General features: G+C 71.8%; 12 protein-coding genes. 4 read left to right on the plus strand and 8 right to left on the minus strand.

Annotated elements, in window-relative coordinates; genetic code table 11:
* The first annotated feature begins 7 nt into the window (after positions 1 to 7).
* Together BKA15_RS18385 and BKA15_RS18390 are read left to right on the plus strand one after the other, a co-directional pair.
* Complete coding sequence (locus BKA15_RS18385) at positions 8 to 1,042, plus strand: nucleoside hydrolase (RefSeq protein WP_179753145.1); 1,035 nt, start codon at positions 8 to 10, stop codon at positions 1,040 to 1,042.
* Between the two features lie 6 nt (positions 1,043 to 1,048).
* Positions 1,049 to 1,762, plus strand: coding sequence for a queuosine precursor transporter (locus BKA15_RS18390; protein WP_179753147.1), 714 nt, complete (start codon positions 1,049 to 1,051; stop codon positions 1,760 to 1,762).
* A 1,101-nt stretch (positions 1,763 to 2,863) separates the two neighbouring features.
* Here the strand turns inward: BKA15_RS18390 and BKA15_RS18395 are convergent.
* The 4 genes from BKA15_RS18395 to BKA15_RS18410 form a co-directional block, all read right to left on the minus strand.
* Entirely contained in the window at positions 2,864 to 4,198 is a 1,335-nt protein-coding gene (locus tag BKA15_RS18395) for a CoA transferase (RefSeq protein WP_179753149.1), read from the minus strand.
* A 29-nt stretch (positions 4,199 to 4,227) separates the two neighbouring features.
* The gene (locus BKA15_RS18400) at positions 4,228 to 4,752 is read right to left on the minus strand and encodes a P-loop nucleotide/nucleoside kinase family protein (protein WP_179753151.1); all 525 of its coding nucleotides are present in this window, start codon (positions 4,750 to 4,752) and stop codon (positions 4,228 to 4,230) included.
* A gap of 10 nt (positions 4,753 to 4,762) precedes the next feature.
* Positions 4,763 to 5,170: a hypothetical protein gene (locus BKA15_RS18405; protein WP_179753153.1), complete on the minus strand. Its 408-nt coding sequence runs from the start codon at positions 5,168 to 5,170 to the stop codon at positions 4,763 to 4,765.
* 82 nt (positions 5,171 to 5,252) lie between these two features.
* A complete protein-coding gene (locus BKA15_RS18410) occupies positions 5,253 to 5,699 on the minus strand; it encodes a hypothetical protein (RefSeq protein ID WP_179753154.1) in 447 nt (148 codons plus the stop codon).
* Between the two features lie 176 nt (positions 5,700 to 5,875).
* Here BKA15_RS18410 and BKA15_RS18415 point away from each other — a divergent pair, with 176 nt between their 5' ends.
* Positions 5,876 to 6,244: a YciI family protein gene (locus BKA15_RS18415; RefSeq protein ID WP_179753156.1), complete on the plus strand. Its 369-nt coding sequence runs from the start codon at positions 5,876 to 5,878 to the stop codon at positions 6,242 to 6,244.
* On the plus strand, positions 6,231 to 7,487 hold the full coding sequence (locus tag BKA15_RS18420) for an RNA polymerase sigma factor (RefSeq protein WP_179753158.1): 1,257 nt from the start codon (positions 6,231 to 6,233) through the stop codon (positions 7,485 to 7,487). Before BKA15_RS18415 ends, BKA15_RS18420 begins: the two co-directional genes overlap by 14 nt.
* Before the next feature lie 10 nt (positions 7,488 to 7,497).
* Here the strand turns inward: BKA15_RS18420 and BKA15_RS18425 are convergent, their stop codons facing one another.
* The 4 genes from BKA15_RS18425 to cydB all read right to left on the minus strand — a co-directional run bounded on the left by BKA15_RS18425 (position 7,498) and on the right by cydB (position 12,507).
* Positions 7,498 to 8,076 carry a hypothetical protein gene (locus BKA15_RS18425; protein WP_218871450.1) on the minus strand — a complete coding sequence of 193 codons (579 nt, stop codon included), beginning with the start codon at positions 8,074 to 8,076 and terminating at the stop codon, positions 7,498 to 7,500.
* A 151-nt stretch (positions 8,077 to 8,227) separates the two neighbouring features.
* Positions 8,228 to 9,793 (minus strand): thiol reductant ABC exporter subunit CydC, encoded by a 1,566-nt coding sequence (cydC, locus tag BKA15_RS18430; RefSeq protein ID WP_179753160.1) that lies wholly within the window; start codon positions 9,791 to 9,793, stop codon positions 8,228 to 8,230.
* On the minus strand, positions 9,780 to 11,507 hold the full coding sequence (cydD, locus tag BKA15_RS18435; protein WP_179753162.1) for a thiol reductant ABC exporter subunit CydD: 1,728 nt from the start codon (positions 11,505 to 11,507) through the stop codon (positions 9,780 to 9,782). Before cydD ends, cydC begins: the two co-directional genes overlap by 14 nt.
* Complete coding sequence (cydB, locus tag BKA15_RS18440) at positions 11,497 to 12,507, minus strand: cytochrome d ubiquinol oxidase subunit II (RefSeq protein WP_179753164.1); 1,011 nt, start codon at positions 12,505 to 12,507, stop codon at positions 11,497 to 11,499. The genes cydD and cydB overlap by 11 nt, the downstream gene beginning before the upstream one ends.
* Between the last annotated feature and the right edge of the window lie 6 nt (positions 12,508 to 12,513).

A 12,513-nucleotide genomic window follows, 5' to 3' on the forward strand; every position in this document is an offset into this window, starting at 1 on the left:
TCATCGGGTGACCAAGCTGCTGCTCGACGTCGACACCGGGATCGACGACTCGTTCGCCCTGCTCTACCTGCTCGGCTCGCCGGATGCGGAGATCCTCGGCATCTCCGGTACGGCCGGCAACGTCTCCGCCCGGCAGGTGGCGCTGAACAACCTGGCCTGGCTGGAACTGGTCGGGGCGCCGGAGATCGAGGTCTGCCTCGGCTCGGAGATCCCGCTGATCCAGCCGCTGAAGACGTCGCCGGAAACCCATGGCCCGCAGGGAATCGGCTGGGCCGAGCTGCCGGCGCCGACCCGCCGGATCTCGGACCGGCACGCGGTCGAACTGTGGAGTGACGTGGCGCGTCGCCATCCCGGCGAGGTGGTCGGGTTGATCACCGGGCCGCTGACCAACCTGGCGCTCGCCGTACGCAAGGATCCCGAGTTGCCCCGGTTGCTGCAGCGGATCGTGATCATGGGCGGCACCTTCGATCATCCGGGCAACACGACGCCGACCTCGGAGTGGAACATCGCGGTCGACCCGGACGCGGCCAAGATCGTTTTCGACGCGTTCAGCGGCCTGCCGGAGGACCGGCGCCCGATCGTCTGCGGGCTCAACGTCACCGAAACGATCGCGTTGCGGCCCGAACACGTGATCAGGCTGGCCGAACTGGCCCGATCGACGCCGGCCGAGGCGCCCTCGCCGGACCAACCGGACGGCACCCGGTCGACTGCGAGCAGTCCGCTGATCCGGCACCTGACCGACGCGATCCGGTTCTACTTCGAGTTCCACCGGGACTGGAACTGGGGCTGGTTCGCCCACCTGCACGACCCGTTCGCGGCCGCCGTCGCCCTCGACCAGAACTGGGCCGAATTGCGCGCCGCGACCGTGGACGTGGAACTGACCGGAACCCTGACCCGGGGTACGACGATCGCGGACTGGGACGGCAAGTGGGGCCGCGAACCGAACGTCTGGGTCGCGGTGCGGACCGACCCGGAGCGGTTCTTCGACGTTCTCATCGAGCGGATCGGACTGCTGGCCCGCCGGCTCGGCAGGGCAGACTAGTCTCCCGTGAGTTACGCCGAACCGCCCCGCAGCTTCTACCCGATCATCACCGCCCTGTTCACGGCGACCTTGATCATCTCCAATGTCGCGGCCAGCAAGGGCGTCAGCTTCTTCGGTGATCAGTCGCTCGCCCTCGGTCCGTTGCAGATCCTGCCGCTGAACACGGACGGCGCGTTCTTCCTGTTCCCGCTCGCGTACGTCCTCGGCGACGTGCTCAGCGAGGTGTACGGCTTCCGGGCCGCCCGCCGCACCGTGATCACCGGCTTCGTCACCCTGCTGCTCGCCTCGGCCTGCTTCTGGATCGTCATCCAGTTGCCGGCCGCGTCGTTCTACGAGAACCAGGCGGCGCTGGAGTCCGTGATCGGCGTCGTTCCGCGGCTGGTCCTGGCGGGCGTGATCGCCTACCTGGTCGGGCAGCTGCTGAACTCCGCGGTCCTGGTCTGGATCAAGAACCGGTACGGCGAGCGCCGGCTCTGGGTCCGCCTGATCAGCTCGACCGTGGTCGGCGAGTTCGCCGACACGCTGATCTTCTGCAGCATCGCCGCCGGCGCCATCGGCATCTCGACCGCCGCGGACTTCATCAACTACGTGATCGTCGGCTTCCTCTGGAAGACCCTGGTCGAGGTCCTGGTCATGCCGATCACGTACCGCGTGATCGCCATCCTCAAGCGCCGCGAGCCCACCTACCCCGAACCCGCCAAGGTCCCGACCCCCGCCTGACCAACCCGCCGACCGGTCACAAAAGCAGGCGTTTGGTCGGCGTGTCGCTGCAGAGCTGACTGGTCGGCGGAAGGGTTGGCCGGGGACGGGTTGGCGTGGGTCCCGGAACGAGGGAGCCAGCGGACGGGAGGCGGGGGCTTCGGGCGAGGCGATGGCGGTGTTGCGGGATCGCGGGAGCGCAGGCGCGGGTGTCTGGGCACGGGTCGCGCTGCCCGGTCGTGGGTCGCCGGTCGCCGGTCGCGGGTGTCCGGGTCCGGGTCCGGGTCACGGATTGTGGGTCGAGAGTCGTGGTCGCGGCTGTCCGGGTCACGGGTTTCGTTCTCGCGGTATGTCGCTGCGGAAGTGTCTGGTGGCCGGGACGGGTTGGCGTGGGTTCCGGGACGAGGGAGCCTGCGGGCGGGGGGCGAGGCCTCGGGCGAGGCGAAGGCGGTGCGCGGGATCGCGGGAGTTCGTCGCGGGTCCTGGGTGTCCGGGGCACGGGTCGCGGTGCCCGGTCGCGGGTTAGCGCGTGCCCGATTGCCGGTCGCGGGTCGAGGATGCCCGGGTCGCCGGGTCGCCGGGTCTCCGGGTCGGGGTCGGTGCGCGGGGTGCCGGTCGGAAGGCGGGTCTCGTCGATGGACGGGTCAGCGCCGTTGGGTCGAGTGCCGAGTCGACGGCGCGGGGGCGAGGGAGTCGACGGGACGAATGGCGCGCTCGAGACGCCATGAAGCGAGTTGTCGGGCTGAAGATGCGCCGAGTGTGACGTTGCGTATCTGTGAAATCGATTTCACATAGGTCGTAACGTCACACTCGATGAGTTGGGTCCTGACCTGCGGGTCGGCGGGTGCCGGCCGGTCGAAGGGGCAGGCCAGTTGCGGGTCCGCCCTTCGACAGGCTCAGGGAACGTCGTGGGCCGCCGCGGCGGCGCCTGCGTGACGTGCGCCGAGACGATCGAGAAGTGGTTGGATTCGTTCGCAGGGCTATGGGCGGCTGCGGCGCGCACCAGGGCGGTCGGGCGCCGACGAGTGCCGCTGGGTCACCCGGCCGGGACGGGCGCGCGGTCAAAGCCGATGAATGGGTTCGGGCGTCGAGGCCAGGCTGCCTGTCGGCGGCGACGCAGCACTAGTCGACCCACTCCGCGGCGTCCCGGCCGTACCGCCGCCCGACCCAGGCGAACTCCCGTCGGCCGCCGTCGAGCTGGAACGCCGGCCGGGACTGGCGGATCAGGCCGAGCTCGGTCCGGGTCTCGACCAGCCACGGGTCGGGGTCGGCGACGGGGTGGGCAGGTCCGTCGCGCGCATCGGTGCGCAGCAGCCAGTGGGCGGTCCTGGCCAGATGGGCCGAGACCCGCCAGGTGCCGCCCTGCTCAGCCCGGCGCCGCAGGGCGCTGAGCACCCCGGCAGCCAGCAGGTAGCCGGTCGCGTGGTCCAGAGCCTGCGCCGGCAGGGCCCCGGGGCGGACCCCGTCGGCCGACTCGATCATCGCGATGCCGGTCGCCGCCTGCACGATGCTGTCGAAGCCGCGCCGACCTCCCCACGGCCCGCTCGGCGTCCAGGCGGCGAGGCTGGCGTGGATCACGTGGGGATGGGTCCGCGCGAGGTGTTCGGCGTCGAGCCCGTAGACCGCGAGCGCGCCCGGCCGGTACCCGGTCACCACGACATCGGCCCGGTCGAGCAGTTCGTGGACGCGCCGGCGGGCGTGCTCGTCGTGCAGGTCGACCAAGGTGGACCGCTTGCCCGCGTTCGTGTCGAGGTGCTGGGCCCGCAGCTCGGGCAGCCCGGGAGGGTCGATCCGCAGCACGTCACAGCCGACGAAGGCGAGCGTGCGGGTGGCGACCGGTCCGGCGATGACCCGGGTCAGGTCCAGGATCCGGGGCCGCGCCGGTACCGGCACGTTCGGCGCCTGGGACGGCAGCCGGTCCACCGCCAGGACGGGATGCTGGTCGACGGCCTGCGCCTGCTCGCCCGCCAGCCACTCCCGGTGGGTACGGACTCGTACGCAGATGCCGTGGTCGGCGGTGACCACGTCCTCCAGCTCTTGGGCCGTGCGGGCGGCGATCGCCGCGGCCACGGCGTCCCGGCCGGCGTCGTGCGGTAGGTCCAGGGCACGGGCGAGCCGGTCCCGGTGGTGCGGGTAGTTCGCGTGCGTACGGACCCAGCCGTCCCGGGCCGCGAAGAACCCGGACAGCGGGGCGAAGGCCGGCTCCCGCTCACCGTCGACCGTCTGGAGTTGATCGTTGCGGAACGCGACCGAAACCTGGCGGGGCTCGACCCGCACGCTCGCCCCGTTGCCGCGCAGGGCCGCCGCCGCCAGGGCGGCCAGAGCCACCGAACCGCACGCGAGGGTGTTGACGGGAAGTGCGGCAGACAGCGCGCCGTCGGCCGCGAGGTCGAGGCGCTCCACCGACGCCTCGTCCAGTGCCAGCGCGGGCAGAACGTCACGCACGAGGCGATTCATGGCACCGGCACCCCCTCTTTAGCAATGACTCACAGCGGGATGAGGGTCCGGATCCGCTTTGCCGTCTGTTCCGGGGCGAGGTCGGTGACGTCGATGACGTGATCATCGACATCGGCCCGGTCCAGGATCTCGGTGAGCTCTCGGACCCGGTCCAGGTGCCAGTCGCGGCCCTCCGGGTCCTGCTCGTGTCGCTGCCGGATCCTCTCCTTGATCAACTCCAAGTCGGCGGTCAGCCGGACCAGGTGCAGGCGGCCACCGACCGCCTCGGCGAAGCGCCGCCGCTGGTCCGGCGTCTCCACCACGCCGGCCATGATCAACTTCTCGGCGCCGGCGGCCTTGGCGTTGGCGGAGAGATCGCGAAGGTTCGCCAGCGTGAAGGCGACGTTGAACCCGTCGCCGGGCGGTTTCGGCCAGAGCCGGCCCAGCTCGTCCAGATCGACCGCGACGCCCGGGATCCCCTCGGCTGCCAGCTGATCGCCCAGTGCATCCAGGACCGTCGTCTTGCCCACGCCGACGGTCCCGTTGATCAATACGGCCTCGTACCCGGTGCTCATGGGGCCGAGCCTACTGTTGCGGCCGGAACCCCCGCAGCCGCTGTACGGCGAGCGCGAGCAAACCGGCGATCGCGCCCCAGATCGCGTTGGTGATCAACACCGCGATGATCGTCCAGGGCATCGCGAGCGGACCCCGGAGGTCACCGGTGAGGACCGGTGACATGACCCCGCTGAGTACGGTCTCGAAGACCCCGTAGCTGATCCCGGCGACGACCAGCGTCAGCACCGGGTGCCGGACCCGGGTCAGTCCGACGACCGCGATCCAGACGATCGAGATCATGATCGCCAGCCCGACCCGGACCGGCGGCGCGGCGGGCACTCCGCCGGCAGCCGTGATCATGCCGACCAGCGGCTGGACGAGCGCCAGCGTGGCCAGCCCGAGAATCAGCGGCCAGTGCAGTTTCTTGATCACGTCCATGCTTCGACGGTACGGATCCGGACCGGGCCGGACATCCGTCGAGAAGCGTGCACCGGGGTCGCTTCTCGACGGATGGTCAAGCTCAACGGCGCGTCATCGTCGAGTCGTAGCCGCCACCGCCGGGGTAGACCCAGGCTCCGTCCATAGTGGTCCCGTCGGCGTCGAAGGTGCCGCGGAAGTAGGCGGGGCTGCCCTTGGCGCCGGCCCAGATGGTCAGGGTGTCGCCGTCGAGCTCGTACACGTAGTCGAAGGTGTTGCCGAGCGAGTCGTAGAACCGGGAGTGCACGTCGGTGCTGGACGGCTCGCCGAACGGCCGCAGCTGGCCGATCACCTCGAACCCGCTGACCGGCTGCCCGTACTGAATCAACTCGATGTGCTGGAGCAGGAAGAATCCGCCCGGCCCCCACTCGTACCGCACGGTGCCCTCGGCGCCGCCGGTCACGGTCCAGCTGCCGACCAACCGGTCCAGCGCGCGGACGGCGTCGCTCGGCGTCTGCTGGGTCTCACCGGCGATGTCGTTGGTGTTCATCGTGGTCTCCTTCTCGGTCGTTCGCGGCCTCCCCGCGACACTGCTACCTCGGAGCCGGCGGCCCCTGCCTTGACCTCGAGCTGGTGTGACTCGCGTCACATACGTTTCGGATCAGGGGCCCTGGCTACCATCGTCGCGACCACGCGCATCGGCCCGACGAGACGGAGCTCACGATCATGAAGTACCTGCTGCTGGGCTACACCCCGGCCGCGGCCTGGGACGCCGCGGTGCCGGACAACGAGAACGAGGAGGCGCTGGCGGCCTTCGCCGCGTACCAGAAGTTCGAGGAGGAGCTCCGGGCGACCGGCGAGTTCGTCTCCAGTGAGGGCCTCGGCCATCCGGCGGTCAGCGTGACGGTCCGGAAGTCGGCCGACGGGGTGACCGCCACCGACGGGCCGTACGTCGAGCTGAAGGAGGTGCTGGCCAGCTTCGCGATCATCGACGTCGCCGACCAGGAACGGGCGGTCGAGATCGCCGGCCGGATCGTCCAGGTGCTCGGCGAGCCGATCGAGATCCGGCCGATCATGGGCGATGACTTCGCCTGACCCGAAGGCGATCGAGGAGCTGCTGCGCGCCGAGGCGCCGCAGGTGCTCGGTGCGCTGACGCGCCGATTCGGCCGGTTCGACATCGCCGAGGACGCGGTCCAGGAGGCCCTGCTCACGGCCAGCCGGCAGTGGCCCGAGGACGGCGTTCCGGATCAGCCGCGGAGCTGGCTGATCAAGATCGGCTACCGCCGGCTGGTCGACCTGCTGCGGTCCGAGCAGGCCCGGCACCGGCGCGAGTCGGAGCTCGGCGCGGCGGACCTGGCGATGCAGGAACCGGCCCGGGCCGCGGACGTCGTCGACGCCGATGACAGCCTGCAGATTCTCTTGCTGTGTTGCCATCCGGCGCTCACCCCGGACTCGCAGGTGGCCCTCACGTTGCGGGCGGTCGGCGGGCTGACCACGGCCGAGATCGCGCACGCGTACGGTGCGACGGAGGCGACCCTGGCCAGCCGGATCAGCCGGGCCAAGCAGCAGCTGCGGCAGGCCGGTGCCCGGTTCGCGCTGCCGGCGCCAGAGGAGCGGGAGCAGCGGGTGGCGATCGTGCTGCGGGTGCTCTATCTGATCTTCAACGAGGGCTATACGGCGAGCGCCGGTGATCGGCTGGCGCGGTCCGAGCTGACCGGCGAGGCGATCCGGCTGACCCGGATGCTGCACCGGCAGCTGCCGGACGATCCGGAGATCGCCGGCCTGCTCGCGCTGATGTTGATCAACGAGTCCCGTACCGAGGCGCGGACCGGACCGGACGGCCACCTGGTGCCGCTGGAGGATCAGGACCGAACCCGCTGGGACCGGGTCAAGATCAACGAGGGTACGGCGATCTTGAACCGCGCCTGGTCCGGTCGCACCGTCGGTCCGTACCAACTGCAGGCCGCGATCGCCGCCGTGCACGCGCAGGCCGAGACGGCCGCCGACACCGATTGGCGGCAGATCGCCTCCCTCTATGTCTGGCTGGAGCGGGCCCAGCCGACCGCTCCGGTCCGGCTCAGCCGGGTGGTCGCCGTCGCGCAGGCGTACGGGACCGAACGCGGACTCGCCCTGCTGGCCCGGCTGGAGGACGAGCACGGACTGTCCGACGACCGGCTGGTCCGGCAACGGGTCTTCGCCGTGCGGGCCCATCTCCACGAGCGCGGCGGTGCGACCGCCGCGGCCGTCGCCGACTACCGGGCCGCCGCCGAGCTCACCGACAACACCGTCGAGCGCGACTACCTGATTCGGCGCGCCGCCAGCCTGGCGCCGTCCTGAGGCCGGCCGTTCAGAGTCGGGACCTGGTCAGCGGCCGGGGCAGCGGTTCCAAGGCACCGCGGTCCCGGAGCTGCCGGTAGCCGTCGACCACGACAGCCGGGTCACCCGCGGCGGCGAGACGGAGCACGATGCCGCCGTCCGGCAGCGTCTCGCCCGCAGTCCGCAGGGCGGCCGGGAGGCGGGCGGCGCGGCTCGGCGAGAGATAGCCGGCCCGTCCGATCACCGGGTCGCCCACGGCATAGCCGGCGTCCTCGAGCGCGTCCAGCACGTCCTCGTCGGTCACGTCGCCGAAGTCCGGGTCCCAGGCCGAGGCGAGCGGGACCAACAGGCGGTCCGCCAGGTCGTCGGGCCCTTCGATCGTGACGACGAAGGACTGGAGGACGAACTCCGGCCGCCCGCCGCCCAGCCCGCTGAGCTCCAGCCGCCAGCCCGGCAGGCCCGTCCCGATCAACCGCAGACCGGTCCCGGTCCGGTCGGACCAGGCCGCATCCTGTTCGGCGGTGCCGAGCATCCGCACCAACGAGTCCAGGTCCGGCTCGATCGTCGTCGCGGGCCGGTCGGGATGGACCTGGCTCCAGGACACTCCCACCGCAGGGAGCCCGCGCCGATCCGGTCGAGGCTCTGCCGCCAGCGCCCGGCCAACTGCTCCGCCGACTCGGGCCGAGACCCCCAGAACACCCGCACCAACCGCCGCCCGGTCATTGTCCGCCGGCCTGTCCTGAGATGATCACGGACGGAGGCTACCCGCGTTCGGCAACGCTGAGGTCGACCGTACGGCCGAGGTCGATCAGCCGGTCGCAGCGCCGCGCCACCCGCGGATCGTGGGTGATCATCAGAACGGCGACGCCGGCAGAGAGCCGGTCCAGGTCGGCCAGCAGCCGTTCCGCGGTCGGCCCGTCCAGATGCTCGGTCGGCTCGTCCAAGATCAACACGTCCGGGTCGGTCAGCAGCACCCGGGCCAGCGCGAGCCGGCGCGCCTCGCCGCCGGACAGCCGGGTGCCGTGGACGCCGACCAGGCGGTCCAGCTCGAGGTCGAGCCCGACCCGGTGCAGCATCATGATCAACTCCCGGTCGTCCGCCTCGCGGCGACCGAGCCGGAGGTTCTCGGCGACCGTCGTGTCGAAGAGGTACGCGTCCTGGGCCAGGTAGCCGACCCGGCCGCGGACGTCCACCGTGCCCGCCGTCGCCGGGATGAGCCCCATGATCGTCGCCGCGACCGTGGTCTTCCCGCTGCCACTCGGCCCGATCAGCCCGACCCGCTGGCCGGGCCGCAGCTCGAGGTCGAGGCCACTGACGACGACCGGTCCGTCCGGCCAGCCCGCCGTGACCCCGGCCAGCCGGACGCCCGGCCGTGTGGTCGCCGCCCCGTCCGGACGATCACCGGTGCCGACAGCCGGCGCCTCGATCACCTGCCGGACCCGGCCGAGCGCGGCCTTGGCTCGGCTGAGGGTCTGGACGGCGGGCGGGATCGCGGCGACCACCTCGGCCAGGGCGAGCGGGGTCAGCGCCAGAACGGCCAACTGCACCGGCGGTACGGTTCCGGCGGCCAGCCCGGCCGAGCCGAGCAGCAGCGCCCCGATCACCGCGGCGCCGACCCCCAGGGTCTGGCCGGCCGCGGCGACACCCTGGGCCAGGGCGGCCCGCTGCTCGGCCCGCCGCAGCCGTTCGTCGGCGCGGCGGACCCGGTCCAGGGCGACCTGCGGCCCGTACGCGATCAGATCGGGGGCCGCCTCGGTCGCCTCGGCGACAGCCTCGGCCAGTGCGCCGCGGAGCAGCGCGACCCAGCGGTCCAAGCCGGCCGACAGCCGGGCCGCCAGCAGGGGGACCGGCCCGGCGGCCACCGCGACGCAGACCAGGGTGGCCAGCCCCGCGGCCGGGGCGATCACCGTGATCATGATCTGGGCGCCGACGATCACCAGGGCCGCGGCGGTGATCGGCACGATCACCCGGACCACGACATCCTGGATCGCCTCGACGTCGTTGATCATCCGGGATAACAGATCGCCGCCGCGGCGGCCCAGCCAGGTGGTCCGGGCCAGCGCCCGGTAGCTGTCCAGCCGCAGCGCCGCCTGCGCCCGCAGCGCCACGTCGTGGCCGACCAGCCGTTCCAGGTAACGGAACACGCCCCGGCCGAGACCGAGCGCCCGGACCGCGACGACCGCGACCAGCAGATACAGCACCGGCGGGTGTTCCGCGGCCCGGGACAACAGCCAGGCCGACGTCGCCAGCAGTCCGACCGCGGCGGCCTGCGCCAGCACGCCGAGCCCGACCGCTCCGGCCAGCCGCCTCCGATCAACGATGATCATCAAGCCCACCGTTCGCTGAGCCCGTCGAAGGGCAAGCCACCTGATCATCGCCCGAGGAACCGGCCAGCGCGACGATCCGGTCCGCGGCGTCCAGCACGGCGGCCCGGTGACTGACCACCAGCCCGCCGACGCCCAGCTCTCGGACCCCCGCGATGGCGGCCAGTTCCGTGTCCGGGTCGAGCCCGGCGGTCGGCTCGTCCAGCAGCAGCCAGCGCGCGCCGCCGCAGTCGATCTTGAGCAGGGCCCGGGCCAGGGCGACCCGGCGCAGTTCGCCGGCCGACAGTTCGGCGCCGGCGGCCGGCAGCGGCCGGTCCGGGTCGATGTCCTGGGCTCCGGCGCGGAGCAGCGCGGCCCGGATCCGTCCCGGCGGCGCCCCGGGCGCACCGAGCTCGACATTGTCGGCGACCGTCCCGCTGATCAGGGCCGGTTGCTGCGGCACCCAGGCCAGCTGGGCCCGCCAGCGGTCCTGATCAAGGTCGGCCAACGCGGTCCCGCCGATCCTGACCGTGCCCGCGGTGGGTCGGCGGAACCCGAGCAGGACCTGAAGCAGGGTGGACTTTCCGGAACCGCTCGGTCCGGCCAGCGCGACCAGTTCCCCGGGATTGATCACCAGGTCGACGTCCGCTACCGCGGGATGATCGGCGTCCGGATACCGCACCGTGAGCTCGGCCAGTTCGATGGTCGAGGCTCCGAGCGGGAAGGCGGCTGCGACAGGCTCAGGGTGCGGTCGGTGATCGATCACGGCGAAGGCCTGCTCGACGGCAGCCACCCCGTCGGCGGAGTCGTGGTAGTGCGCGCCGACCAGCCGCAGCGGCAGGTAGGCCTCCGGTGCCAGGATCAACACGAACAGGCCGATGGTCAGGGTCAGGTCGCCCTCGACGACCCGGAGCCCGATGCCGACCGCGACCAGGGCCACCGACAGGGACGCCAGCACTTCGAGCACCAGGGCGGACAGCAGCGCGACCCGGAGCGTGCGCAGGGTCTCCCGCCGGTGCAACTCGCCGGACCGGCGCAAACCCTCCGCCTGGGCTCGCGCCCGGCCGAACACCTGCAGCGTCGGCAGCCCGGCGACCAGGTCGGCGAAGTGGTGGGCCAGCCGGGACTGGGCGGCGAACCGGCGCCGGGTCAGCGCCTGGGTCATCCAGCCGACCAAGATCATGAACAGCGGGATCAGCGGCAGCGTGAGCGCCACGATCAGGGCGGAGACCGGATCGGCGGCCAGGATCGCGACGCCGATGATCAACGGTACGGTGACCGCGAGGACGAGCTGTGGCAGATACTTGGCGAAGTAGCCGTCCAGCGCGTCCAGGCCGCCGGTGATCATGGTCACCAACCGCCCGGCCGGAACCTCCGGGGTGTCCGGTGCGGAGAGCCGGGCGGTCATGATCTCCAACCGCAGTTGCGACTTGACCGCCGCTGCGGCGCGGGCACCGACGGTGTGGGTGAGCCAGTTCAGGCCGGCCCGGACCATGATCACCAGGACCAGCCCTGGCAGCACCGCCAGCGCCGGGGTGAGACTCCGCTCGGCGAAGCCGGCGCCCACGGCCGACGCGATCAGCCAGGCCTGCCCGACGACGGCGGCTGCGGTCGCGGACCCGATCAGCACCGCCAGCACCAGGAACCGGCGGACCGACCGGGCCCGGCGGAGCAGCCGCGGATCGACCGGCCCGCGAGCCCGTACCGCTCCCGGCCCGGTTCCAGGCTCAGTGGGCATGCTGGTCCTCCGGGATGGAGGCCAGGGTGAGACGCTTCCGGAAGACCCAGTAGGTCCAGCCCTGATAGGCCAGCACGACCGGAGTGGCGAACAGCGCCGCCCAGGTCATGATCGTCAGCGTGTACGGGGTCGAGGCGGCGTTCGTGACCGTCAGGCTCCAGGCCGGATCCAGACTGCTCGGCATCACGTTCGGGAACAAGATCACGAACAGGTTGCTGAAGATCGCCACGATCGCCGCCGCCGTGCCCAGGAAGGCCCAACCCTCCCGGCCGGCCGTGTTGGCGACCAGCCCGCCGATCAAACCTGCCGCCGCCACCCCGGCGAGCACCCAGCCGACGACCGCCTCCGCCTGCAGATTGGCCCAGGCCAGCATGATCACCGCCAGCGCGACCGCGAGCACCCCGACCCGGGTTGCCAACCGGCGGGCCCGGCCCCGGATCTCACCGTCCGTCTTCAAGGCCAGGAAGACGGCCCCGTGGGTGAGGAACACGGTGAGCGTGACCAGCCCGGCCAGCAGGGCGAACGGGTTGACCAGGTCGGCCAGTCCGCCGACGTACTCCCCGTCCGCGTCGATCGGCACACCCCGGACCAGGTTGCCGAATAGCACGCCCCAGAGCAGTGCCGGCACCGCGGAGCCGGCGATGATGCACCAGTCCCAGCGCCGCCGCCAGGCCGGATCGGTCCGCTTGCCGCGATAGTCGAAGGCGACGTTGCGCAGGATCAACGAGACCAAGATCATCAGCAACGGCAGGTAGAAGCCCGAGAACAGCGTCGCGTACCACTCCGGGAAGGCCGCGAAGGTGGCGCCGGCGGCGACGATCAGCCAGACCTCGTTGCCGTCCCAGACCGGGCCGATCGTGTTGATCACGAGCCGGCGCTCGCGATCGCTGCGGCCGAGCAGCCCGACCAGCAGGCCGACGCCGAAGTCGAAGCCCTCCAGGACGAAGTAGCCGACCCAGAGAAACGCGATCAGGCAGAACCAGAGCGTGGTGAGTTCCATGATCGA

Origin of the sequence: Microlunatus parietis (assembly GCF_013407955.1) — a bacterium.
In the GTDB taxonomy this organism is placed as follows: Bacteria; Actinomycetota; Actinomycetes; order Propionibacteriales; family Propionibacteriaceae; genus Microlunatus; species Microlunatus parietis.